Raw genomic sequence first — 22,877 nt, 5'->3', positions numbered from 1 at the left:
AATGGTGATTGATCCAGTCCCGCTCCAACTCATCGCCGAGCTGTTCCCCAACGGGATCAGCCGGTACGCCGTCGGTGGGCTACTCGTCGGGCTCGGCACCGTCGTCATCTACCTCGGAACGGGCATCCCCGCCGGGGCGAGCACGTTCCTCGAGTCGACGCTGTCGTACGTCTCCGGTCAGTCGCGGTTCCAGCAGTACGTCGCCTCGCGGGACTGGCGGCTCGTATTCACGGCCGGCATCATCCTCGGCGGGCTGGCCTTCGCCGCGACGTTCCAGTCCGGAGCGGTCACGAGCTCCCTGTACGAACCCGGGACCACCGGACAGTTGTACGAGGTCGCCGGCGTCACGCTCTGGACGACGGACGTCCAGCCGTGGCGGCTGTTCCTCGGCGGCATCCTCGTCGGGGTCGGGACCCGCGTCGGCAAGGGCTGTACGTCCGGTCACGGAGTCTGTGGCGTCGGCTCGGCGTCGAAGACCTCCCTCGTCGGCGTCCTGACGTTCCTGACGGTGGCGATCGGGACGGCACAAGTCGTCGGCGCACTGGGGGTGAGCCCGTGATGTGCGAGACGCGAGCGGAGCGGGGTGCGAACGAAGTGAGCGCCTCGAAACGCGAACGGGGAACGAACGTGACCCGTGAGCGGGGAGCGTCTCGGAACGCGCGAACGGGAGCGACCGGAGGGAGCGACGCGTGAGCGAGGACCGACATCCGCTGTTCAAGCCGCTGATCTTCATTGGCGGCCTGATCTTCGGGTTCGGACTCGGGTTCAGCCACATGGCGCGCCCGGAGGTCGTGCTGAACTTCCTCCAGTTCGACGACCTTGGCCTGCCGTTCGTGATGTTCGGTGCCGCTATCGTCTCCGGGGTCGCGTTCGCGCTGCTCCCCCGGATTCGAGATGCCGCGCCGCTCACCGGTAACCCCTACGAGCGGCGGCTGAAGCCGTTCGACCGGAACGTCCTCGTCGGCGGAGCCATCTTCGGCGTTGGCTGGGGACTCTCCGGAATCTGTCCCGGGGCAGCGTACGCGAGCCTCGGCGTCGGCAACGTCACTATCCTCTGGGCGCTCGCCGGGATGTTCCTCGGCGCGTACGCTCAGGGCTACTGGCGCAGCCATGGTCAGGCACGTGACACCGCCCCAGCGGGCGGCGACTAACTTCTTCCCCTCTCAATGGACCCCGCTCTCATCGCCCTCTTCATCGGGGCAGCGCTCGCCAGTCTGTTCATGGCGTGGGTCATCGGCGCTGGATCGAGCGGTGCAACCCCGTTCGCCCCCGCCGTCGGGGCAAACGCCATCGGGACGATGCGAGCCGCGCTACTGGTCGGAGTTTTCGGGTTCGCCGGCGCTGTCACGCAGGGCGGAAACGTCTCGGAAGCTGTCGGAAATGGACTCGTCGGTGGGATGAGCATGCCCGTTGCTGGCGTTATCCTCGTGTTAGTGCTGGGGGCTGGCCTGATGGCCGTCGGCATCATCACCGGGTACCCGATTGCGACCGCATTCACCGTGACCGGTGCCGTCATCGGCGTCGGCCTCGCTCTCGGCGGGACGCCGGTCTGGGCGAAGTATCAGCAGATCGCGGTCGTCTGGGTGCTGACGCCGTTCGTGGGTGGCGGGATCGCGTACGCAATTGCGAGTCTGCTCCCGCGGCCTGACGTCCCTGAACGATACAGTATCCCCGTTCTCGTCGGGCTCGTCACCGCTGTTCTCGTGAACATCGAGTTCAGCTTCCTCGGTGGGGAGAATTCCACAGGAACCCTTCGGGAAGCCGGACAGCAGATACTGGCAGTCGACGGCCGTGCGTCGGCGCTCGTCGTGACTGGTGGTGTCGCCGTGGCTGTCGCTGCCGTCGTCTGGTGGGACGTCGGTCGCGACCAACATGGAGGGCTAGAGCGCGTGCTGCTCACTCTCGGCTCACTCGTTGCGTTCTCCGCGGGCGGCAGTCAGGTCGGACTCGCAGTCGGGCCCCTGATCCCACTCCTAGGGGGGATTGAGATGGTGTCGACAGTCGTGGTGCTGGTCGGTGGTGGCTTGGGGATGCTTGCGGGTTCGTGGACGGGCGCTCCCCGGATGATCAAGTCGCTCGCGCAGGACTACTCGTCGCTCGGGCCGCGACGCGCTATCTCCGCGCTCGTCCCGTCGTTTCTGATCGCACAGCTGGCCGTCCTGTTGGGTGTGCCAGTCTCGTTTAACGAAATCGTCGTCAGTGCGATCATCGGAAGCGGCGCGGCCGTCGGCGGGTGGAACGCCGTCGACGGTCGGAAAATACTCTTGACTGTAGGAGCGTGGGTGGGGTCGTTCGTGATCTCTTTCGGTGTCGCGTACGCCGCTAGCCTTCTGCTGTTGTAGTCGCCTGTTTTTCTCAGACTGCTCGGGGCGGCGGGACGAGGAAGACGTTTCCCGTCGCCCGTGCGACGATCTCTTCAGAGACACTACCCAACAGGAGCCGGCGAATACGACTTCGCCCCTTCGACCCGACGAGGATCGTCGACGGCGTTACCTCCGCTTCGACGGAAAGGATTTCAGCAGCTGGGTCTCCTTGTCGGACCTCGATCCGTGTCTCGATATCCCAGTTTTCGAGTGTACTCGCGTGATCGGCCAACTGTTCTCGTGGATTGACATCGTCGACGCCCTCGTCTTTCGGCGACCGAACGTGAACGAGCGTTGCTTCCTCGGTCGCGTGACGGAGGTATGAGAAGGCGTCGAACGCTCGGTCGGCGTTCTCCGAGAAGTCCGTCGCGAAGAGAATCCGCTGAAAGAGATGTTCCCGGAGGACATCGGGCTCGTCTGTTGCCCGCTCGACGCGATTGACCAATAACGGCACGACGGTCGTCCGTGCGAGGTTCCGTGCGGTCGAACCGATAATGCGGTTCTTCAGTGGACTCTGCCCTCTCGATCCGACGACAGACAGGTCGGCGTGTACGGTTTCGGCGATGCCATTGATTCGTCGATAGGGAGTTCCGCGAACGACGTGCGTCTCGACGTCGAACCCTGCGGCTTCGATCACCTGGCGATATTGGTCCAGTCCTTGTCGACGCCGCTCCTCGAAGTTCACGCCGGGCATCCCGGAGTGGACGTTCGCCGGGACGACTGTCACGAGATGGATCGTGTCGACACCAATACGGGCCAGGCACGTGAGACAGGTCTCGTTCTCTATCGCAGCCTCGCTCGCGGCCGAAAGATCAGTCGCGCATAGGGCCCTCATGTCGACACCTTCGCTGAGCAGGGACAACACCGTTTTGGGGAACCTGAGGTGGTAGTCTACTCTCGAGACGTACACCGCTCAATTTCGGACCTGCCGGAGAGTCATACGTTTTCTGTAAGTTATCAGTACTCCAACCGAGGTTACCGGAATATAGTATTGTATAGTAACCCCAAAACCATTATAGGCACGAAGGAGGTAGGAGGAATTGAGCAGAAATGTGCCAACAGCGAATTACCGTATTGGGAAGTCGGAGGGAGGATCGATGGCTGGACTAGAGATTCCCACGTGGGACCCGGAGACGGCCTTGCTAATCGGCACGATTCTACTGGAAGCGATCGTGCTGTACGTCGGCTACGGTGGTCTCGAACGGCTCTTCGGTCCGTATCTCATGAAACTCTTGGTCGGAGGTGAAGCGAGTGCTCAGTAGCCTACTTGACGGGCTCGGGATCTTGGGGACCAGCCCCGAGATGCTGGCACTGTTCGTCGGGTTCGGCCTCGTCGTCGGAGTCCTGTTCGGGTTCTTCGGCATGGGCGGGTCCTTCCTCGTCACCCCTGCCTTGCTGATGCTGGACTATCCGGCTCCCGTCGCGGTCGGCAGCGGGATGGCGTTCGTCTTCGGGACGGCCGTCATCGCGACCCTCAAACACCACGACCTCGGCCAGGTCGACTACAAACTCGGCGCGATCATGATCACGGGGACGACGATCGGCATCGAAGTTGGTCGCGCGAGCGTCTACTACCTCGAATCTCTTGGGCTCGCTGGCGGAATCATCAGTGTCGCCTACGTCGTTCTGCTCGGCGGTGTCGGCGCGATGGTGACCCGCGATGCGTTGAACGGTGATGGCGGGAGTGGGACCGACCACGAGGCGGCCGATCAGGACCTCAGCGAGTACGAGATTCCCGAAGTCGCCAAGACGATTCAGCAGACCGTCCGAGTTCCGCCGATGGTGACGCTTCGCGGTGACGTCCGCGTCTCCGCGTGGGTCATCACCGCCGTCGCCTTCGCGACCGGCCTCCTATCGGGCTTCCTCGGCGTCGGTGGCGGGTTCATCCGGATGCCGGCGATGATCTACGCGATCGGCGTCCCGGTGCCCGTCGCCGTCGGCACCGACCTCTTCGAGATCGTCTTCTCCGGTGGCCTCGGGAGTTACCTCTACGGACAGGGCGGCGGCGTGAACCTCGGTATCGTCGCTCCGCTGCTGTTCGGCAGCGCGCTCGGGGCGCGTATCGGGTCCGCCGCGACTGCCGTCGTCGACGCTGACGGCATCAAGATTTACTTCGGCGGGATGCTGTTGATCGGTGCCGTCGCGGTGGGTATCGGCGAGGTCGGGTCCTACCTCGGTAACTCGACGCTCGAACTGGTCGGACTGGTGCTCGTCATCGGCGCGGCAGTCGTCGTCGCCTTCGCGATCCTCTACACGACGGTTGCCTCACTCCGTACAACCCGTCGTCAGGCGACTACAGCCGCAGACTAATCTGTTACGCGTCAATCCGCTATTCGATCGGTTCGTCGATTTACTCCATACTCTCAGTGGACCGAATGCGGTCCTCGTACTGTTCTCTCGCACTTACTAGGTTTGCCACAAAATTGTACAATCTGTACAAAAATCTTTTAACGCCTGCGGACTTACGTAGGATCGATTACAATGCCAGATTCGATGGCTGAACAGCTCCGTCAGGACATGGCGTGTGAGGGGCTGTTGGAGTGCTTCCACGGGCTCAAGGATCTCGACAGAGAGTGCTACCAGGTGCTCGTCGAGTCAGGGGAACCGCTGACCGTTGATGAACTCGCCGAGCGCGTGGATCGAGAGCGCTCGACCGCGTATCGGGCTGTCCAGCGCCTACTCCAGACGGGGTTCATCGAGAAGGAGCAGATCAACTACGATCAGGGCGGTTACTACCACGTCTACTCGCCGACGGACCCGTCGAAGATCACCGACGAGATGCAGCGGATGCTCAACGACTGGTACGCCAAGATGGGCCAGCTCATCCAGGAGTTCGAGACCAAGTACGAGCAGGCCGAGACTTCGGCTCCCGCTACAGAAAGCTAACCTCGTCCTTCTCACCCGTACGAGTCGACGCAGCAGCATTGATGCGGCACGACACGCTTGTTTCGCCTCTGCTGTCTGGACCGTTTTTCGACCAACTGAGCCCAGCGTCAAGAGTCTCAGCTAGGTTCGGCGACTACGTGAATCGGGCGTCGGGACCGTGTTGAACGTTTCCCGGAGAACCGTCGAGGGCGGTCCGACGACCGCCGACAGACCCTTTGTCGGACGCGCCGAAGGCCACGACGAGATGGGTTCGCCGGACAACGCTCCGCTCCCGACCACGCCGGACCGGGAAGCGGTCGCGGCAGCCGCGACCGAGTCGGAGTCGCCGGGGACCGTCGTCTGGCACCGCAAGGACCTGCGGATCGCGGACAACCCGGCGGTGGCGGCGGCCGCGGCGGAGTCCGACCGCCTGCTGCCGCTTTTCGTCTTCGACCCGGGCTTCTACGACGAGCGGGGGATCGCCTGTGACGCCCGGATCGAGTTCCTCCACGACTGCCTGCGCGACCTCGACCGCCAGTACCGCGACGTCGGCGGCGCGGGGCTGACGTACGCCCACGGCGACCTGCTCGACGTCCTCGCCCGGTTCGTCGACGCCGGGTGGGACGTCGTCGCGGCCGCGAGTCCGACCGGCCGGTACGGTCGGCGACGCGACGCGCGAGCGCGCGAGGAACTCGGCGTCCGATTCGTCGCGGGCGACGGCCTCGTCCGGGACGCCGACCGCCCCCGAGACGGGTGGAGCGATCGCGTCGAATCGTGGCTCGCGGACGACCCGTTCGACTGGGACCCCCGGTCGGTCGCGGTCGACGGACTCGACACCGGGGTCGACCCCGAGCGCGTGAGCGAGGCGTACTGCGTCGCGTCCGCGAAGACCCGCGTCCCGACCGGCGGTCGCGGTCCGGCGCGGGAGAAGCTCCGCGCGTTCACCGAGCGCATCGCCGACTACCCGGGATCGATCTCCTCGCCGGTCGACGCCCGCGAGGGGACGAGCGGCCTCTCGCCGTACCTGCGGTTCGGCTGTCTCTCGGTCCGCGAGGTCCACCGGCACGTCGACGAGCGCGCGCCGGACGGGCGCGGGAAGTCGATGTTCGTCTCCCGGCTGTTCTGGAACCGCCACTACACCCAGAAGCTGCTGGACTGGCCGGGGTGGCTCGACGAGGCCGTCAATCCCGTCTACCGCGGGTTCAACCGCGATCGGCACGACCCCGACCTCGTCGCGGCGTGGAAGCGCGGCGAGACGGGGTTCCCGATGGTCGACGCCAGCATGCGCTGCCTGCGCGAGACGGGGTGGCTCAACTTCCGGATGCGGGCGCTGTGCGCGAGCTGCTACTTCCAGATACTCCAGCAGCCGTGGCGGATCGGGGCGGACCACTTCTACCGACACCTGATCGACGGCGACCCCGCGATCAACTACACCCAGTGGCAGTCGCAGTGCGGGTTGGTCGGTCGCCCCGGCCTGCGGCTGTACGATCCCCGCAAGCAGGTCCGCGATCAGGACCCCGACGGCGAGTTCGTCACGCGGTGGGTCCCCGAACTCGACCCGCTCCCCGCGGCGCACCTCGACGCCCCCGAGAAGACCCCCCTCTCCGTCCAGCGCGAGGTCGGCGTCCGGATCGGGGAGGAGTACCCGTACCCCGTCGTCGACTACGAGGCGGCCAGAAGCGAGTTCCGCGACCGGTACGGGGCAGTCCACGGCGCGGCCGCGGCCCGCCTCGCCGACGAGGCGATCGCGCGCCGAGCGTCGCTGTCGGGCGGACTGGGGGCCGCTCGCTCGATCGCGGCCGACCACGGCGATCTGCCGGGATCGAGCGCGAGCGCCGAGTCAGTACAGGCCGACCTCGGCGATTTCGAGTGAGCCGGCGAACCCGGATGGCGCGGACGGGTTCGGCTGGGGTGGAAAGGTTCATACGGTTGTGCGTCGTATTGTGTTGTATGTACCAGAACGTCGGTGCGACGGACAAGCGGGTCAGAACCGGTATCGGTGCCGTCGCCGGTGTCGCCTCGATAGCGACCCTCGCGAGCGTCGGCCCTCTTCCCGCCCTCGCGGCCCCGGTGCTGGGCGTCGTCGCGCTCATGATGCTCGCGACCGCCGCGACCGGGACCTGCGGCATGTACAGCCTGCTCGGCGTCGACACCTGCCCGGCCGACGCGGGCGACTCGCGCTGAGCGGGGCGTCAAAAGCGACGAATTGCGGCCGCAGGACGCTCTTGAGTACGTATCCTTGGTTAATCCGACGACGCCCTCAAGTGGCCGGAGCGCGTATCAATCGCATGTTCTATAGCGACCCGAACCGACAGCGTTCCGCGGCGGACCGACCCGCCGATTCGACCGGGGTGACGGGCGCGTGAGCGACGGTCCGACGGTCCTCGTGATCGGCGGCGGCGCGACCGGGACGGGGATTGCGAGGGACCTCGCGATCCGCGGCGTCGACGTGACGCTCGTCGACCGCGGCGGGCTGGGGAGCGGCACCTCGGGGCGCTCACACGGGCTGCTCCACAGCGGGGCCCGGTACGCCGAGGCGGACCCCGAGGGCGCTCGCGAGTGTCTCGAGGAGAACCGCACGCTCCGCGCTATCGCCGGCGGCTGCGTCCGCGACACCGGCGGCCTGTTTGTCCGGCTCGACGGCGACGACCCCGAGTACTTCGCGGAGAAGATCGCCGCCTGTGAGGAGGTCGGGATCGAGACGGAGCGGCTCGACGAGGCGGCGGTGCGCGAACGCGTGCCGGGGCTCGCGGACGAGGTCGCGGAGGCGTTCGCCGTCCCCGACGGCGTGATCTACCCGTCGCGGCTGGTCGCCGCCAACGCGGCCGACGCCGAGCGACACGGGGCCGCCGTCCACCCGCACGCGCCCGTCGAGGACGTGACCGTCACCGACGGCGCGGTCGACGCCGTGCGCGTCGGCGGCGCGGTGGACGCGACGCTGACGCCGGAGGTCGTCGTCAACGCCACCGGCGCGTGGGCGGACGCGATCGGCGAGATGGCCGGCGTCGAGATCGGGATGGCACCGAGCCGCGGCGTGATGGTCTCGGTCGCGTACGACGGGCTGGAGCCGGTGTTGAACCGGTGTCGGGACCCCGACGACGGCGACATCGTCGTGCCGCACGACGGCGAGGTCGTGCTGGGGACGACGAGCGTCCCCGTCTCCGACCCCGACGACTACGAGACCGCCGACTGGGAGGTAGAGCGGTCGGTCGAGGAGTGCGCCGCGATGTTCCCCGCGGTCGCCGACGCGCCCGAGGTCCGGCGGTGGTGGGGGGTCCGCCCGCTGTACGCGCCGGACGAGGCGGGGCAGAACCGCCGCGGGATCTCCCGGGGCTTCACCCTGCTCGACCACGAACGCGACGGCGCGACCGGACTGTACAGCGTCGTGGGCGGAAAGCTGACCACGTACCGCCGGATGGCCGAGGCGACAGTCGACGAGGTGTGCGAGCGGCTGGGGGTCGAGGCCGCCTGCGAGACCGCCGCCGAGCCGCTCGCGCACGCCGACGACCCGGAACGACTGGACGAGCTCGTCGCGGCGTACGGCGGCCCGAACCCGACGGACAGCGACGTGGTCGGCGCGCCCGCCGACGACTGAGCGGCCGGCAACGGCCGCCCCGCCGCCGTGAGACCGCTCGACTGCGACCGCGCCGCCACCGCGAGGTTCTTCCGGGGTTCGAGGCTGAACCACGGGGTTGAGACCCCGGCGGCGCGACCGATCGGTATGCCAGTCGCGACGGTCGGCGAGACGGCGACCCACGCGGTATCGATCACCGACGAGACGATAGAGACGTTCGCCGCGCTCTCCGGCGACGAGAACCCGATCCACGTGGACGACGAGTACGCCACCGAGACGATGTTCGGCGGCCGCGTCGCGCACGGGATCCTCTCGGCCGCGGTCGTCTCCGGGGCGCTCGCACGGCTCTCGGGCGACATCGTCTACCTCTCGCAGGACCTCTCGTTCGAGAACCCCGTCTTTCCGGGCGAGACGGTCGAGGCGACCGTCCGCGTCACGGACGACCTCGGCGGCGACCGGCTCGCCGTCGAGACGACCGCGACCGTCCCCGAGCGCGACGAGCGGGTCCTTTCCGGGGAGGCGACGGTGTTGTCGGTCCCGCACGGAGGCGGTGACTGACCGACCGCCGAAGGCGACCGGCCGGCCGACAGAGGATATAAACGCACGACAGTTAGCGGTGGCGCGCGCCTCCGAGCGCCCGACAGGGCGCGAGGAGCGCCGTGCGAGGGAGTCAGTCGCCGGAGCGGAGCGACGGCGACTGACGAGGCTGGGGAGGCGTGAGGTGCGGGGCTGTGCGGTCGGGGTCGGGTGGGACTCGAAGGGGCAGCCGCGAGGACGAAGCACGGCGAAGCAAGGACCGCAAGGAGCGAGCACCGCGAGCGACTGAGGACCGCAGCGAGTCGCGCGAGTCCTCGCGGCTGGGGCTTCGGAGTGGTTCGCGTCGATAACTGATTTATAAGCAATCACAGCATCGTACAGCCGAGCGGCTGGGGCTTCAGAGTGGTTCGCCGTCGATCGCTCATCGGCTATTCATAAACGGTCAGCCGAGCCAGCGGAGCACGGTGGCGGACCAGGTGTAGCCGGTTCCGGCCGCGAGCAGGCAGACGAGGTCGCCGGCTTCGAGGCGGTCGGTCTCGACGCCGCGCGCCAGCGCGAGCGCCTGATCGACGCTCTGGACGTGGCCGAACTCGTCGAGGTAGTAGCCGTCGCTCGCGGGGTCGAGTCCGAGTTCGTCGAGGACGCGCTCGTGGAACGAGCGCTTCATGTGGGTGAGCGCGACGTAGTCGAGGTCGTCGCGGTCGAACCCGGAGCGGTCCAGCGCCTCGTCGGCGACCGAGAGGTACGCCGGCAGCGAGACGGGCGCGAGCCGCTCTTTCATCCCGTCGGGGTCGGGGACGTCGAGCGTGTGGAGCCCCTCGCGCACCGTCTCCGCGCTCGGCGGGCGCTTCGACCCGCCCGCGGGCATCACCACGTCGTCGGCGAACGAGCCGTCGGTCTCGGCCGCGCTCGCCTCGACGATCGCCCGGGATCGGCCCTCAAAGGGGTCCGCGGCGGTCCCCTCGCCGTCGTCCGGGTCGGCCGGATCGCCGTCCGCCGCCTCGACGACGAACGCGCTCGCGCCGCTGCCGAAGTTGAACATGAACGAGCTGTCCTCGTTCGCGTAGTCGACGAGGTCCTCCTCGCGGCTGGCGGCGACGAGCAGCGCGGTCTCGATCGGTTCGGTCTCCAACTGCGCGCGCGCCTGCCGCAATGCGATCGGCGCGCCCGCACACAGCGTGTAGCTCTCGGTCGCGTACGCGTTCGTCGCGCCGAGCCGGTCTGCGATCGCCGCGGCCGCCGACCAGACGACGTGGTCTTTGTACTCCGAGCCGTGGTAGACAATCAGGTCGAGATCGGCCGGCTCGACGCCCGCGTCCGCGAGCGCGGCCTCCGCCGCCTCGACCGACATGTCGGTCGCGTGGTCGCCGTCGGGCGGACAGACGTGTTTCTCCCGGACGCCCATCTTCTCGACGACGACCTCCTCCGGGATCCCGCTCTCGGCCGCGATGGCCTCGCCGCTAACTGTCTCGCCCGGGACGTACGTCCCCATCCCCGTGATCCCGACGGTCATCGGTTCGCTCCGGCGCGGTTCTCGCTCGCTCGGGCGGTTCGGTTCGGTCCGTCTCGTCGCGTGGCGCGTGTCATGTGTTGGTGAGTCGCTGATCGCCGCGGGCCCGCGACGCTACCGGAGGTAGCGCCGCAGGTGGTCCGGGAGCCGCTTCCCGACGGTGCCGCCGAGCCGGTCGCGCAGCGTCCCGAGGATGCCGTTCGGGACGAACAGCACGAACAGCACAAAGACGATCCCGAGGTACAGCGGGGCGCGTCCGTCGACCGCGGTGTTGACGAACAGCTCCACGCTGACCCCGAAGAGTTCGGCTTCGAGGACGCCCGCGGGCAGTCCCTCGCGCAGCAGCGTCGCGATCCCGCCGCTCTCGGTGGAGAGCACGTCTTCGAGCCCCTGGTTGAACAGGGTCCCGTACACCGGTCCCGCGAGGGTGCCGAACCCGCCGACGATCGTCGTGATCAGCGCGTCGGCGGTGACGAGGAAGTAGAACGTGCTGTCGGGCGCGACCGACCGCGAGTAGGCGGCGAAGATCCCGCCCGCGATCGCCCCGAAGAACCCGCTGATGGCGAACGCGGCCAGCTTGAACCGGTAGGTCGCGTAGCCGACGGCGCGGGCCCGCTCCTCGTTTTCGCGGATCGCGATCATCACGCGCCCGAACGGCGAGTGGACGATCCGCTGCATCGCGAAGTAGCAGACCACGACGACGATCCCGAGCGCGTAGTACGAGACCACCGTCGCGGACAGGTCGATCCCGAGTCCGAGCAGGTTCTCGACGCTCTCGCCCGTGAGCCGTCCCACGTCGAGGCTGAGCCGATCGACGTAGGGGACGCCGATCGCGAGCGCGTCGCCGCTGACGGTCGCGCCCTCGGTCGGGTTCGTCGATACGTACCCCCACGAGCGGATCAGCTCGTAGATCACCTGCGCGAACCCGAGCGTGATCATCGCGAAGTAGACGCCGGTGAGCCGGAACGACACGGACCCGATGACGAGTGCGAGCAGGCCCGCCAACACCGCGCCCAGAAGCAGGGTTATCATGAACGGCGTCCCACCGGGGACCCCCGGCACCTGTCCGTTCGCGGCGAGGACGACGAAGTAGCCGCCGGTCCCGAAGAACGCCGCGTGACCGAACGAGAGGTAACCGGTGTACCCGCTGACGAAGTCGAAGCTCATCGCGAACAGCCCCATGTACAACACCACGACCATGAACGTGATCGCCGGGAGGAACGTCTCCGCGAACGGCGCGGCCGGGGTCGCGAGCAGCGCCTCGTAGACGAGCGGGTACAGCAGGAAGCCGACGATTACGGCCGCGTGAACGACGTGATCCCGGAGGTACTCGCGGAGGCCGCGGTCGCCGCGGGCCGCGAGGTCAGTGCTGGCTCCGGAATCTGCGTTCTCCTCGGCATCGACGCTCGTCTCGCCGTCGGGGTTCGCCTCGGCATCGTCGCTCGCCTCGGCGGGGGTGTCGGGGTCGCTAATGGCCCCCCACCTCCTCGACGCCGTAGAGCCCCTGCGGGCGGATGATCAGCATCACCACGAGCAGGAGGAAGATGGTCACCTCGGAGAGGCCGGGGAAGGTGACGATTCCGGTGGTGAACAGCCACGTCGTCACCGAGTCGACGACCCCGACGATGCCCGCCGCGGCGAGCGTCCCGGTGAAGCTCCCCAGCCCGCCGATGATGACGACGACGAACGCGTACAACAGGACGTCGATGCTCAACAGGACGCTCGGTCCCCAGATCGGGTCCCACATCAGCAGGACGCCGCCGACCGCCGCGAGGCCGGTCCCGACGCCGAACACGACGGTGAACGCCCGCCGCACGTCGACGCCGAGCGCCTGAACCATCTCGGTGTCCTCGCTGCCGGCGCGGATGTACAGGCCGTACAGCGTCTTCGTCAGGAAGGCCCAGACCGCGACCGCGACGAGCGCGCCGATCGCTATCTCGAAGAGGTAGAGCCGCCTGACCCCGATCCCGAGCAGTTCGGTCCGACCCAACAGCACGTCCGGGGCGGTGGCCATCGGTGCCTGCCACTGCGGGTCCGGCTGGATCCCGCGGAGCGTCAGGACGATGCGGGCGATCTCCTCGATGACCAGCGAGACGCCGAAGGTCAAGAGGATCTGGTAGGTCGGCGTCCGGTCGTAGATCGGTCGGATGAGCGTCACCTCCATCGCGCTGCCGGCGGCGGTGGTGACCGCGAACACCACCGCCAGCGCGACGAAGAAGACGAGTATCGTCGCGAGCGAGCCGGTGTTCGCGCCGACGACGAGGACCAAGACGAGGCCGCCGAGGTACGCGCCGACCATCGCGACCGCGCCGTGCGCGAAGTTGAGCACGCCCATCAGCCCGAAGACGAGCGTCAGCCCGACGGCGATGGTGAAGTACACCGCGCCCTTGCCGATCCCCTCGGCGAGCACGCGGGCGGCCGTCCGAAGCCCGTCGACCGCGCCGCCCGTCGCGAGCAGCGTGCTCGGGTCGACGGCGGCGAGCGCTCCGAGGCTCATGCGGTGAGGTACCTCCGGATGCGCTCGTCGTCGCTCGTGACGCCGGCGGTGTCGCCCTCCTCGACGACGGCCCCGTGGTCGACGAGGTAGAACCGGTCGGCGAGATCCATCGCCAGCCGGAAGTTCTGTTCGACCAGCACCATCGTCGTGTCCGCGGAGGCCGCCCGCAGCGCCTCGACGACGTCCTCGACGATCTGCGGCGCGAGCCCCTCGCTCGGCTCGTCGACGAGCAGCAGGTCGTTGTCGCCGGCCATGCCGCGGGCGATGGCGAGCATCTGCTGTTGCCCGCCGCTCAGGTCGCCCGCCTCCTTGTCGCTGAAGCGGTCGAGCGCCGGGAACAGCTCGTACGCCTCCGCGACCCGCGCGTCCGGATCGGCCGCGGAGTGCGCGGCGACGCGGAGATTCTCCTCGACCGTGAGGTGCGAGAACACGCGCCGCTCCTCGGGAACCCATCCCATCCCGCGGGCGGCGATCGCGTGCGGCTCCATCCCCGTCACGTCCGTCCCGTGGAACCGGACCGTCCCCTCGCGCGGCGGCGTCAGCCCGAGCGCGGTGCGGAGCGTCGTCGTCTTCCCGACGCCGTTCCGCCCGACTAAGGCGACGATCTCTCCCTCCTCGACCGACAGGGACAGCCCCTGGAGGATGTGGCTCTCGCCGTAGTAGGTGTGGACGCCGTCCAGTTCGAGGATCGTCACCGCGGTTCACCCCCGGCGCGGACGCGACGGCCGCCGTCGGCGGCGGCGTCCCCGTCGTCGGTCGCGGTCTCGCTCTCGGCGAATCCGTCTTCGGACCCCTCGCGGCCGTAGCCGCCGAGGTACGCCTCCTGAACGACCTCGTCTCCGCGCACGTCTTCGGGCGGTCCGTCGGCGATCAGCTCCCCGCGGTGGAGGACCGCGATCCGGTCGGAGATGTCCATCACCACCTCCATGTTGTGTTCGATGAGCATCACCGAGTGGTCCGCGGCCACGTCCTCGATCAGCGCGACGACCTCCTCGACGCCCTCGCTCGACACGCCGGCCGTCGGCTCGTCGAGCAGGAGGAGGTCCGGGTCCCCCGCGAGCGCGACGCCGATCTCGAGGCTGCGCTTCTCGCCGTGGCTCAGGTTCTCCGTGACGGTCTCGGCCTCGCCCGCCAGCCCGATCCGTTCGAGGATTCGGGTCGCCTCGGCGTAGTGGTCCTCGAACTCGGCCACGTTGCGCCACAGCTTCCAGGAGTCGTTCCCGCGGCTCGCCTGCGCCGCGACGCGGACGTTCTCCAGCACCGACAGCGTCGGAAAGAGGTTCGTGATCTGGTACGACCGGTGGATCCCCGCGAGCGCCGTCTCGTCCGGCGAGGCCGCCGTGATGTCGACCGACGCGTCGCCGTCGGCGCGGCCGGGCGGGTCGAACCGGATGCGTCCGTCGGACGGCTCCAACACGCCCGTGAGCAGGTTGAAGAACGTCGTCTTCCCCGCGCCGTTCGGGCCGATGATCGAGCAGAGCTCGCCGGCCTCTAAGTCGAAGTCGACGCCGTCGACGGCGGTGATGCCGCCGAACCGCTTCGTGAGCCCCTCGGTCTCTAACAGCATTACAGCGAGCAGCTCGCGTCCTCTTCGGGGACCATCACGTCCTCGGCGTCGAGCCGCTGTTCCGGTTCGCCGGGCATGATCGGCGCGTCCCACGTGTCGGCGTACTCGTCGCTGGTCGGGACGGGCCACGCGACGGTCATCTGCGAGGCGGCCTGGTTGTTGTGTTCCTGGAACGTGTACCCGTCCGCCCCCTTCGGCGTGTCCGCGACCGTCATCCCGCGCAGCGCGTCGGCGACGTCGGCACCGTCCGTCGAGCCGGCCTCCGAGACCGCCTGCGAGAGCGCCGACGCGGCCGTGAACGTCCCGGAGCTGAACAGGTCGGGGACGATCCCGTACGCGTCGATGTGCATCTGCCGGAACTCCTCGTTGATGGGGTTCTCGTACTGGTTCCAGTGGTATCGACTGGTGAACGGCCCGAGACCGGCGTCTTTGATGTCCTGGGCGGTGAAGTCCTCGCCCAACTCCGACTGGATGGTGCCGCCGATGAGCTGCGTAGTCAGGAGCGCCGCGAACCCGCCGAACACCTGGACGTCGTACGAGATCGCCGACGTGAGGAACTGGGGCAGCGTCGACGCCGTGAAGCCGCCGACGACGCCCGACGCGCCGTCGGAGACGGCCTGTTCGAAGAGCCCGTCGAACTCGGAGTAGCCGACCTCGACGAACCGCGGTTCGAGGACGTCGACGCCGTTGGCCTCCAACACCTCGGCGTAGTTGCTCGCGACGCTCTGTCCGAACGCGTTGTCGGACGCGAAGATCGCCACCGTGTCGATGTCGAAGTTCTCGGCGACGTACGTCCCGCCGGCGCGGGCGTCCATCGCGGTGTGTTCGCTCGCGCGGAACGCCAGCGGATGACAGAACTCGTCGCTGACCGTGATGCCGGCGTCGGCGGCCGGCCCGATCAGGTAGGGAACGTCCGTCTCGTCGACGACCGTGTCGATCACGCGGCGCGCGCTGTCGGAGGACGTGCCGCCGAACAGCACGTCGACCTCGTCGTCGACCACGAGGTCGGTCGCGACGCTCTGGGCCGTGTCCGGGCTGAAACCGGTGTCCTCGACGATGATCTCGTAGGTCGGTCCCCCGTCCGGTTCGACCGTGTACGTCCCCGGCGTCGCCTCTTGGATTGGGTCGAGGTCGTGTTTGTACGCCAGCCCGGAGTAGAACCCGCGCAGGCTGATCTGTCCGTAGTACTGGAGGTCGCCGGAGGTCGGCTGGAGCGCGCCGATCCGGATCGTCTCGCCGGAGAGGTCGCCGTCGCCGCCATCCCCGCCGTCTCCCCCGTCCATCCCGTCTCCCCCGTCGGAGCCGTCCGAGCCGTCCGAGCCGTCTCCGCCGCCGGAACAGCCGGCGAGCCCGGTGAGTCCGGCTGCGCCGACCGCGGCGCTGGTTCGTCGCAGGTACGATCGCCGTGTGTGGTCGTCTCGCATACACGATCCGAGAACGGACACCACAATGAAGGGCCGAGTTAAGATGTTAACAGCCCACGTGAAATCTCCGGATTACCCTCACTTTCGGCGCTGAAGCGCCGAATATCGGTTCCGCGACCGTGGGGTCTCTCGCGTCGGGGCTACTCCAGTCGGTCGAGCGCCTCGACGACGCTGCGGAGGAGCTTCTTTTCACCGCGGCGCATGTTCTTCGAGACGGCGGCCGTCGAGACATCGAACTCGTCGGCCAGCGTCGACAGCGTCGCCTCGCGCGGCGACTCGAAGTACCCCTCGTCCGCGGCCGTCTCGATGGTCTCCCGCTCGACATCGGTCAGGTCGCGGCACGCCCCCAGCATCGTCGAGGCCGCGTTCGCGTTCCGCATCGTGTCGAACAGCGCCTCCATCGACAGCTCGGAGCGGTCCTCGACGACGAACTCGTTGCCCTTCTCCAGGTCGTGGAGCGCGTCCTCCGTCGTCGCCTCGTCGTCGAACCCGACCTGCCAGCGCTCGGAGCCGTCGGCGATGCGGAACGGGCCGGTGATGTAGCCGCCGTGGTCGGTTATCGTTGACATGGCATTCGTCTCCTCGATGACGGTGCGGATGATGGCGGTCCCGTCCTGCTTCGAGAACAGGCGGTACTCGGCCATGTTCTCGTGGTCGCGGAGCGCCGAGAGCCCCTCGCCCAGCTCGTACCGGTCCGGCGACTCCACGAGCAGCCGCGTCTCCAGCTGCTCGGCGGCCGTGTCGAGCTGCCAGTGCATCGCGGAGAAGGCGACGTCGTGGTCGGCGGAGGTGTCGATGAACGGGCAGTCGAACTGCTCCATATCCATCGTGACGTCGAGCATGCTCCGTCCTTATCCCGTACATACATAATGGTTGTTCCTGTAGAATTATGGCCAGCGCGGCCGGTCACGGACGGTCTCGGCGGCCGTCGCGGAGAGACGAACGCGACCCGACCGCTCCGCCCTACCCGCCGAACCGCTCTTTCAGCGCCGCGCGGTCGATCTTCGAGGGCCCCGAGGTCGGCATCTCGTCGACGAACGCGAGTTCCTTCGGGACCGCGTAGCGGGCGACCCGCGAGGCGAGGTGCGACTCGACGTCGTCGAGGGTCAGCGACTCGTCGCCGACGAGGACCGCCTTCCCGACCGTCCCCCACCGCTCGCTCGGGACGCCGATCACGACCGCCTCCTCGATCCCGGGGAGATCGGTGAGCGCGTCCTCGACGCGGGGCGGATACACGTTCTCGCCGCCGGAGACGAACATGTTCTTCTTCCGCCCCTCGATGTGGTAGTAGCCGTCCTCGTCGACGCGCGCGAGGTCGCCGGTCGACACCCAGTCGCCGAACGTCTCCGCGGTCTCTTCCGGTTCGTTCCGATAGCCGTCGGCCGCGGCCGGCCCGGCGAGTTCGAGTTCGCCGACGGTGCCGTCGGGAACCGGGCCGTCGTCGTCGACGACGCGCGCGTCGACCGCGAGCGCCGGGACGCCGACGCTTCCGGTCTTCTCCGGCGGGAAGCCGTCGGGCATCGCGAAGTTGTTCGGTCCGCACTCGGTGAGCCCGTACCCCTGCGATATCTCCACGCCGCGGTCGCGCCAGGCGTCGATGACGCCCTCGCGGCAGGGACCGCCGCCGCTCTTCACGAACCGCAGCGAGGAGAGGTCGGCGTCGTCCCAGTCGTCGTGGCGAGTCATCATGCGCAACACCGCGGGGACCGCGACGAGCGTCGTCGCGGACTCGCGCTCGACGTCACGCAGGACGCGGCCGGGGTCGACCTCGGGACTCAACAGGATGCGCCCGCCCATCTGGAAGAACGGGACCGTGAGGACGTTCCACCCGCCGGTGTGGAACATCGGGAACACCATCGGCGTCACGTCGTCCTCCCGGAGCCCCCACGCGGTGATCGTGTTGAACGCGTTCCACCGGATCGCGCCGTGGCTGATCACGGTCTCCTTCGGCGTCCCCGTCGACCCCCCGGTGTGTAAGAGGAGGTGCGGGTCGGCGAGCGACACGTCCGCGGTCTCGACCGGGGAGCCGTCCGCGGGGAGGTCCTGCGTGTACGGCCGCCACGCGTCGTCGCCGTCGGTCGGGATCGCCCGGACCGCCGGCTCCACGTCGGCCCGCTCTAGGGCGTCGACCACGTCGCCCTCGAACGGGGTCTCGACGAGCAGCAGTTCGGGGTCGGCCGCGCCCAACACGGCGGCGAGGTCGCGCTCCGCGAGCCGGTGCGAGAGCGGCGCGAGGACCGCTCCGGTCTTGCCGGTCGCGAAGAACAGGTCGACCAGTTCGACGCGGTTCCGGGAGACGACGGCGACCCGGTCGCCCGCGTCGACCCCGGCCTCTCGGAGGAACCGCGCGGTGCGGTTGGCGCGCTCGTCCAGTTCGGCGTACGTGTACTCGGCGTTCGCCGCGGTGTCGGTGACGGCGACCCTGTCCGGCGAGAGCTCGGCGCGGCGGGCGGACAGCGAGCCGACCCACTCGTAGCCGCGGTCGCCGTGCGGGTGCGGTCGCGGGTCGGAGTCCGCGTCGGACTCGTTCTCGCGGTCCTCGGCCCGGGGATCGTTTTCCGTCGCCATCTCAGGCGACCTCGCCGAGGAAGCCCCGGATCCGGTCGTTGACGCGCTCGCGCTCCTCGATGAAGAAGAGGTGTGGCCCGCCGTCGAACAGGTCCACGTCGGCGTGCGGGAGGCGCTCGGCGAGCAGGTCGGCGTTCTCGACCGGGAGGACGCGGTCCGCGGTTCCGTGGAGGACGAGCGCCGGCACGTCGAGGTCGCCGAGCCGGTCGCTCGCGTCGAACGCCGCCACCGCCGCGACCTGCGCCTCGCGGCCCGCCGGGGTCGCGTCGCCCGCCAGCCGCCAGTCGACGATGTCCTCGACGAGCTCCGGCTCGCGGTCGTAGAACCCCTCGGAGACGGCCGGCTCCATCAGGTACCGGATCCGCTCGCGGGGGTCGGCGTCCTCGGGCGCGGCGAAGATGTGCTCTTGAACCTCCGGGGGCGTGGGGGCCGCCTCCTCGCCGCCCGGCGAGGTACACAGCAGCGTCAGGGAGGCGACGCGGTCGTCGCCGAGCGCGAGTTCCTGCGCGATCATCCCGCCCATCGACGCGCCGCAGACGTGGACCGCGTCGACCCCGCGATCGTCGAGGACCGCGCTCGCGTCGGCCGCCATCTCGGCGGCGGTGTACGGTCCTTCGGGCGCGTCCGAGTCCCCCGTGCCGCGGTTGTCGGGTCGAAGGACCTCGTAGTCGTCGGCGAGCGCCTCGGCGAGCCACCGCCACATCCACCGGCCGTACCCGAGCCCTTCGAGCAGCAGCACGGCCGGTCCCGACGGGTCCCCGTCGACGGCGTAATCGATCGTCACGCCGTCACGTGTCACAGTTGGCATACCCGGATCGACCACGCCGTCCTCCATCAACCCGAGCGTTAACGTTTCAACCGACCCGCCGAGGACAGCCCCTCCGAGACGCCGCCGACACGCCGGCGTCACTCGAGATCCATACACACACCTACACTCAAGTCTGTTCCCGACGACGGCCGGGTATGGACGCAGCGAACTTCCTCTTCGTCTCGGCCGACGCGGCGCTTATCACGGACCTCGCCTGGCAGGTCCACCGCGAGGGTCACGCCGTGAAGTACTACATCGAGGCCGAAAGCGATCAGGAGATCGGTGACGGCTTCGTCCCCAAGACGGACGACTGGCGCGCCGAGGTCGACTGGGCCGACGTGATAATCTTCGACGACATCTGGGTCGGCTCCGACGTGGGGACCGGCGCGCTCGCGCAGGAGCTCCGTGAGGAGGGCCACGCGGTGGTCGGCGGAACGCCGAACACCGACCGACTCGAAGAGGACCGCGGCTACGCGATGGAGGTCCTCGAAGACCACGGCGTCAACACCGTCGAACACCACGTCTTCCACGAGTTCGACGCCGGGATCCAGCACGTCCGCGAGAACCCCGCCCCGTACGTTATCAAGCCGCTCGGCGAGGTCCAGAACGTCAAGCGGCTGCTGTACGTCGGCAACGAGGACGACGGCAGCGACGTGATCGACGTCCTGAAGGCGTACAAGAAGGCGTGGGGCCACCGGATGAAGGGGTTCCAGCTCCAGCGGAAGGTCGAGGGCGTCGAGGTCGCGATCTGCGGCTTCTTCGACGGCGACGAGTTCGTCGACCGGGTCAACTTCAACTTCGAGCACAAGAAGCTGTTCCCGGGGAACATCGGCCCGTCGACCGGCGAGATGGGAACGTCGATGTTCTGGGCCGGCCGGAACCGACTGTTCGAGGAGACGTTCGGGAGGATCGAGGGGTGGCTCGCTGACGAGGGGTACGTCGGCAGCATCGACATCAACTGTATCGTCAACGAGACGGGGATCTACCCGCTGGAGTTCACGCCGCGGTTCGGCTACCCGACCATCGCCTTACAGGAGGAGTCGATCGAGTCCTCGACCGGCGAGTTCTTCTACGACCTCGCCCACGGTAACGCCCCCGAGCCGGAGGTCCACGGCGGGTACCAGATCGCCGTCAGGGTCGTCCTCCCGCCGTTCCCGTTCGACGACGAGAAGACGTACGACGAGAGCTCGCGGAACGCGGCGGTCGTCTTCCAGACGGAGCACCGCGACGGGAGTCACGCGAGCGGAGCGAGCGTGACGTCGTCGGGGGTCGCCCCCGACGGAATCCATCTGGAGGACACGAAGCAGGTCGACGGGCAGTGGCGCGTCGCCGGCGAGAGCGGGATGCCAATCGTCGTGACCGGGAAAGGCGAGACGATGAGCGCCGCCCGCGAGCAGGCGTACGACCGCATCGACGACGTCGTCATGCCGAACATGTACTACCGCGACGACATCGGCGAGCGCTGGATCGACGGCGACGGCGACCGGCTTCAGGCGTGGGGATACCTCGGGCCCTGACGCCCGCCGCGGTCAAACGCGTTCGCGACGCCGAGCGCGCCCTCCACGGCTTTTTAACGGCCCGGCCCACTACTCGGGGTATGCCGAAGTACTCGACGGGCGGCGGCGGCGGCGACGACGGCGACGCGTGCGAGCTCTGCGGCCGCGAGACCACCGACCTCCGGAAGGCGACGGTCGCCGGCGCGAAGCTGCTCGTGTGTTCGAACTGCCGCCCCCACGACGACGCCGGGAACGCCCCGAGCGGGGGCGACTCTCGCGGCGGAAACACGGGCGGCAGCCCCGGTGGGGCCGGGTCCGGGTCGAGTCCGACCGAGAGCCGGAACAAGGAGCTGGCCCGGAAGCAGGCGAAGATGTACGACTCCGCGACCGGCGACTCGAAGCGCTGGGAGGAGGAGGGGACGAGCTACGAGTCCGATCGGCTCCCGTACCTCGTCTCCGGCTACGGCGACGTCGTCACCGAGGCGCGACAGGACGCCGGGCTGACCGTCGAGGAGGTGGCGGCCGAGCTGGAGGTCGACGAGGACGATCTCCTCGCGGTCGAGGACGGCCGGGCCGCGACCGCGAACGTGGGCGGGTCGGTCGTGCGCGCGCTCGAAGAGCGGTTCGGGATCGACGTCGTCGACGAGTGATCCCGGCCGATGTCACGAACGCCCTCCACCTCCCGTCGCCGCGCGCTGGCGCTGGCGGCGGGCGGAACGCTCGGAGCGCTCGCCGGCTGTCTCGGCTCGCTCGATCCGATTGGCGGCGGCAACACTGACTCCGGCGACGGGTTCACCGACACGACGGACGTGCCGGAGCCGGAGTACGGCCACTGGTTCGACGGCGGGACCGATTACGCCGGGACGGTCGACCGACGGGGAGAGGACGAGGTTGTAATCCCGGTCGGCGACGGCGACGGGTTCCGGTTCGACCCCGCGGCGGTGTGGGTCGACTACGACACGACGGTCCGCTGGGAGTGGACCGGTGAGAGCGGCGTCCACGACGTGGTGACGTACGACGGTCCCGCGGCGATCGAGTCGGAACTCACCGACGAGGCGACCCACGAGTACGCCGTCACCCTCACCGAGGCCGACGAGGGGGTCACCCGATACTCCTGCCGTCCCCATCAGACGATCGGCGAGCAGGGGGCGATCGTCGTCGGCCCGGAGATCGAGTTGTATGTCACGGAGTACGACACGACGCCGGTCGACTACGGCGACTGGTTCGATCGAACGCCCAACGTTTCGGAGACCGCGAACCCGCTCCGACGGGACGCGGTCAGCGTCCGCGTCGGCGGTCCCGGTGGATACGATCCGGAGGCCGAGGAGTGGGAGACTGCGCCCGTCTACGACACCCCCGCGCTCCGCGTGACGCCCGGCACGACCGTCAGGTGGCGCTGGGTCCCCGGCGCGGGCGAACACAGCGTCGTCGCCGAGGACGGGTCGTTCGAGAGCGACCTCGTCGCCGTCGAGGCCGCCGACTCCCCCGAATATCAGGAGGACGAACACACCTTCGAACGCGTCTTCGAGGATCCGGGGATCTACGAGTACGCCTGCGAACGCCACCGGGACGACGGGATGCGCGGCGCGGTCGTCGTCGCCGAGTCCCGACACTGACCGCGTTGGCGAGACCGGGCGGCCGATCGGCGAGCCGAAACGACCAATTCCC

The 22,877-nt window shown here is 68.5% G+C and carries 23 protein-coding genes; 13 read left to right on the top strand and 10 right to left on the bottom strand.

The window, feature by feature from the left end; all coding sequences use genetic code 11:
* Position 1: 1 nt before the first annotated feature.
* From QOL69_RS03755 to QOL69_RS03745, 3 genes are all read left to right on the top strand, one after another.
* Positions 2-559 (top strand): YeeE/YedE family protein, encoded by a 558-nt coding sequence (locus QOL69_RS03755; RefSeq protein WP_048076309.1) that lies wholly within the window; start codon positions 2-4, stop codon positions 557-559.
* Between the two features lie 130 nt (positions 560-689).
* Positions 690-1,151, top strand: a complete 462-nt coding sequence (locus QOL69_RS03750; protein WP_048076469.1) for a YeeE/YedE family protein — start codon at positions 690-692, stop codon at positions 1,149-1,151.
* A 15-nt stretch (positions 1,152-1,166) separates the two neighbouring features.
* The gene (locus QOL69_RS03745; RefSeq protein WP_048076310.1) at positions 1,167-2,342 is read left to right on the top strand and encodes an inorganic phosphate transporter; all 1,176 of its coding nucleotides are present in this window, start codon (positions 1,167-1,169) and stop codon (positions 2,340-2,342) included.
* 13 nt (positions 2,343-2,355) lie between these two features.
* Here the strand turns inward: QOL69_RS03745 and QOL69_RS03740 are convergent, their stop codons facing one another.
* The gene (locus QOL69_RS03740; RefSeq protein ID WP_283404205.1) at positions 2,356-3,198 is read right to left on the bottom strand and encodes a universal stress protein; all 843 of its coding nucleotides are present in this window, start codon (positions 3,196-3,198) and stop codon (positions 2,356-2,358) included.
* Positions 3,199-3,460: 262 nt separating this feature from the next.
* On the opposite strand from QOL69_RS03740, the gene QOL69_RS03735 reads away from it, so the two are divergent.
* The 7 genes from QOL69_RS03735 (at position 3,461) to QOL69_RS03705 (ending at position 9,360) form a co-directional block, all read left to right on the top strand.
* Entirely contained in the window at positions 3,461-3,625 is a 165-nt protein-coding gene (locus QOL69_RS03735) for a DUF7512 family protein (protein WP_195155692.1), read from the top strand.
* A complete protein-coding gene (locus QOL69_RS03730) occupies positions 3,615-4,673 on the top strand; it encodes a sulfite exporter TauE/SafE family protein (RefSeq protein WP_283402086.1) in 1,059 nt (352 codons plus the stop codon). The genes QOL69_RS03735 and QOL69_RS03730 overlap by 11 nt, the downstream gene beginning before the upstream one ends.
* Positions 4,674-4,844: 171 nt before the next feature.
* Positions 4,845-5,249 carry a helix-turn-helix domain-containing protein gene (locus QOL69_RS03725; protein ID WP_048076311.1) on the top strand — a complete coding sequence of 135 codons (405 nt, stop codon included), beginning with the start codon at positions 4,845-4,847 and terminating at the stop codon, positions 5,247-5,249.
* Positions 5,250-5,493: 244 nt separating this feature from the next.
* Entirely contained in the window at positions 5,494-7,101 is a 1,608-nt protein-coding gene (locus QOL69_RS03720; protein WP_283402085.1) for an FAD-binding domain-containing protein, read from the top strand.
* A 77-nt stretch (positions 7,102-7,178) separates the two neighbouring features.
* The gene (locus QOL69_RS03715; protein ID WP_048076313.1) at positions 7,179-7,412 is read left to right on the top strand and encodes a YgaP family membrane protein; all 234 of its coding nucleotides are present in this window, start codon (positions 7,179-7,181) and stop codon (positions 7,410-7,412) included.
* 178 nt (positions 7,413-7,590) lie between these two features.
* Positions 7,591-8,823 carry an FAD-dependent oxidoreductase gene (locus tag QOL69_RS03710; protein WP_283402084.1) on the top strand — a complete coding sequence of 411 codons (1,233 nt, stop codon included), beginning with the start codon at positions 7,591-7,593 and terminating at the stop codon, positions 8,821-8,823.
* A gap of 126 nt (positions 8,824-8,949) precedes the next feature.
* Positions 8,950-9,360, top strand: a complete 411-nt coding sequence (locus tag QOL69_RS03705; RefSeq protein ID WP_283402083.1) for a MaoC family dehydratase — start codon at positions 8,950-8,952, stop codon at positions 9,358-9,360.
* 421 nt (positions 9,361-9,781) lie between these two features.
* Here QOL69_RS03705 and QOL69_RS03700 read toward each other — a convergent pair whose 3' ends face one another.
* From QOL69_RS03700 to QOL69_RS03660, 9 genes are all read right to left on the bottom strand, one after another.
* The gene (locus QOL69_RS03700) at positions 9,782-10,852 is read right to left on the bottom strand and encodes a 3-oxoacyl-[acyl-carrier-protein] synthase III C-terminal domain-containing protein (protein ID WP_283402082.1); all 1,071 of its coding nucleotides are present in this window, start codon (positions 10,850-10,852) and stop codon (positions 9,782-9,784) included.
* A 111-nt stretch (positions 10,853-10,963) separates the two neighbouring features.
* Positions 10,964-12,322, bottom strand: coding sequence for a branched-chain amino acid ABC transporter permease (locus tag QOL69_RS03695; protein ID WP_345782490.1), 1,359 nt, complete (start codon positions 12,320-12,322; stop codon positions 10,964-10,966).
* Positions 12,318-13,346, bottom strand: a complete 1,029-nt coding sequence (locus QOL69_RS03690) for a branched-chain amino acid ABC transporter permease (RefSeq protein WP_283402080.1) — start codon at positions 13,344-13,346, stop codon at positions 12,318-12,320. The genes QOL69_RS03695 and QOL69_RS03690 overlap by 5 nt, the downstream gene beginning before the upstream one ends.
* Positions 13,343-14,041 carry an ABC transporter ATP-binding protein gene (locus tag QOL69_RS03685; protein ID WP_283402079.1) on the bottom strand — a complete coding sequence of 233 codons (699 nt, stop codon included), beginning with the start codon at positions 14,039-14,041 and terminating at the stop codon, positions 13,343-13,345. The genes QOL69_RS03690 and QOL69_RS03685 overlap by 4 nt, the downstream gene beginning before the upstream one ends.
* Entirely contained in the window at positions 14,038-14,913 is an 876-nt protein-coding gene (locus QOL69_RS03680) for an ABC transporter ATP-binding protein (protein WP_283402078.1), read from the bottom strand. Before QOL69_RS03680 ends, QOL69_RS03685 begins: the two co-directional genes overlap by 4 nt.
* Positions 14,913-16,337, bottom strand: coding sequence for an ABC transporter substrate-binding protein (locus QOL69_RS03675; protein WP_283402077.1), 1,425 nt, complete (start codon positions 16,335-16,337; stop codon positions 14,913-14,915). The genes QOL69_RS03680 and QOL69_RS03675 overlap by 1 nt, the downstream gene beginning before the upstream one ends.
* Before the next feature lie 140 nt (positions 16,338-16,477).
* Positions 16,478-17,179, bottom strand: coding sequence for a helix-turn-helix domain-containing protein (locus QOL69_RS03670; RefSeq protein ID WP_048076319.1), 702 nt, complete (start codon positions 17,177-17,179; stop codon positions 16,478-16,480).
* A gap of 121 nt (positions 17,180-17,300) precedes the next feature.
* Entirely contained in the window at positions 17,301-18,905 is a 1,605-nt protein-coding gene (locus QOL69_RS03665; protein WP_283402076.1) for a class I adenylate-forming enzyme family protein, read from the bottom strand.
* A 1-nt stretch (position 18,906) separates the two neighbouring features.
* Positions 18,907-19,713: an alpha/beta fold hydrolase gene (locus tag QOL69_RS03660; protein ID WP_283402075.1), complete on the bottom strand. Its 807-nt coding sequence runs from the start codon at positions 19,711-19,713 to the stop codon at positions 18,907-18,909.
* Positions 19,714-19,868: 155 nt separating this feature from the next.
* Between QOL69_RS03660 and QOL69_RS03655 the strand changes: the two genes are divergently transcribed.
* From QOL69_RS03655 to QOL69_RS03645, 3 genes are all read left to right on the top strand, one after another.
* Positions 19,869-21,230, top strand: a complete 1,362-nt coding sequence (locus QOL69_RS03655) for a phosphoribosylamine--glycine ligase (RefSeq protein ID WP_283402074.1) — start codon at positions 19,869-19,871, stop codon at positions 21,228-21,230.
* 80 nt (positions 21,231-21,310) lie between these two features.
* Positions 21,311-21,859: a helix-turn-helix domain-containing protein gene (locus tag QOL69_RS03650; protein WP_283402073.1), complete on the top strand. Its 549-nt coding sequence runs from the start codon at positions 21,311-21,313 to the stop codon at positions 21,857-21,859.
* Between the two features lie 9 nt (positions 21,860-21,868).
* Positions 21,869-22,825, top strand: coding sequence for a halocyanin domain-containing protein (locus tag QOL69_RS03645; RefSeq protein ID WP_283402072.1), 957 nt, complete (start codon positions 21,869-21,871; stop codon positions 22,823-22,825).
* Positions 22,826-22,877 lie beyond the last annotated feature (52 nt).

This window comes from Halorubrum sp. DM2, from assembly GCF_901686465.1.
Classification (GTDB): domain Archaea; phylum Halobacteriota; class Halobacteria; order Halobacteriales; family Haloferacaceae; genus Halorubrum.
The sequence above is the reverse complement of the archived record's forward strand: the minus strand, read 5'-3'. Positions and strand labels throughout refer to the sequence as shown.

What these genes read in the sequence shown, in the direction of transcription:
- QOL69_RS03755 (WP_048076309.1), top strand. Translation starts at nt 2, where the DNA reads ATGGTGATTGATCCAGTCCCGCTCCAACTCATCGCCGAGCTGTTCCCC.
- QOL69_RS03745 (WP_048076310.1), top strand. Translation starts at nt 1,167, where the DNA reads ATGGACCCCGCTCTCATCGCCCTCTTCATCGGGGCAGCGCTCGCCAGT.
- QOL69_RS03740 (WP_283404205.1), bottom strand. Translation starts at nt 3,198, where the DNA reads ATGAGGGCCCTATGCGCGACTGATCTTTCGGCCGCGAGCGAGGCTGCG.
- QOL69_RS03735 (WP_195155692.1), top strand. Translation starts at nt 3,461, where the DNA reads ATGGCTGGACTAGAGATTCCCACGTGGGACCCGGAGACGGCCTTGCTA.
- QOL69_RS03725 (WP_048076311.1), top strand. Translation starts at nt 4,845, where the DNA reads ATGCCAGATTCGATGGCTGAACAGCTCCGTCAGGACATGGCGTGTGAG.
- QOL69_RS03720 (WP_283402085.1), top strand. Translation starts at nt 5,494, where the DNA reads ATGGGTTCGCCGGACAACGCTCCGCTCCCGACCACGCCGGACCGGGAA.
- QOL69_RS03715 (WP_048076313.1), top strand. Translation starts at nt 7,179, where the DNA reads ATGTACCAGAACGTCGGTGCGACGGACAAGCGGGTCAGAACCGGTATC.
- QOL69_RS03705 (WP_283402083.1), top strand. Translation starts at nt 8,950, where the DNA reads ATGCCAGTCGCGACGGTCGGCGAGACGGCGACCCACGCGGTATCGATC.
- QOL69_RS03700 (WP_283402082.1), bottom strand. Translation starts at nt 10,852, where the DNA reads ATGACCGTCGGGATCACGGGGATGGGGACGTACGTCCCGGGCGAGACA.
- QOL69_RS03690 (WP_283402080.1), bottom strand. Translation starts at nt 13,346, where the DNA reads ATGAGCCTCGGAGCGCTCGCCGCCGTCGACCCGAGCACGCTGCTCGCG.
- QOL69_RS03680 (WP_283402078.1), bottom strand. Translation starts at nt 14,913, where the DNA reads ATGCTGTTAGAGACCGAGGGGCTCACGAAGCGGTTCGGCGGCATCACC.
- QOL69_RS03675 (WP_283402077.1), bottom strand. Translation starts at nt 16,337, where the DNA reads ATGCGAGACGACCACACACGGCGATCGTACCTGCGACGAACCAGCGCC.
- QOL69_RS03670 (WP_048076319.1), bottom strand. Translation starts at nt 17,179, where the DNA reads ATGCTCGACGTCACGATGGATATGGAGCAGTTCGACTGCCCGTTCATC.
- QOL69_RS03665 (WP_283402076.1), bottom strand. Translation starts at nt 18,905, where the DNA reads ATGGCGACGGAAAACGATCCCCGGGCCGAGGACCGCGAGAACGAGTCC.
- QOL69_RS03660 (WP_283402075.1), bottom strand. Translation starts at nt 19,713, where the DNA reads ATGCCAACTGTGACACGTGACGGCGTGACGATCGATTACGCCGTCGAC.
- QOL69_RS03655 (WP_283402074.1), top strand. Translation starts at nt 19,869, where the DNA reads ATGGACGCAGCGAACTTCCTCTTCGTCTCGGCCGACGCGGCGCTTATC.
- QOL69_RS03650 (WP_283402073.1), top strand. Translation starts at nt 21,311, where the DNA reads ATGCCGAAGTACTCGACGGGCGGCGGCGGCGGCGACGACGGCGACGCG.
- QOL69_RS03645 (WP_283402072.1), top strand. Translation starts at nt 21,869, where the DNA reads ATGTCACGAACGCCCTCCACCTCCCGTCGCCGCGCGCTGGCGCTGGCG.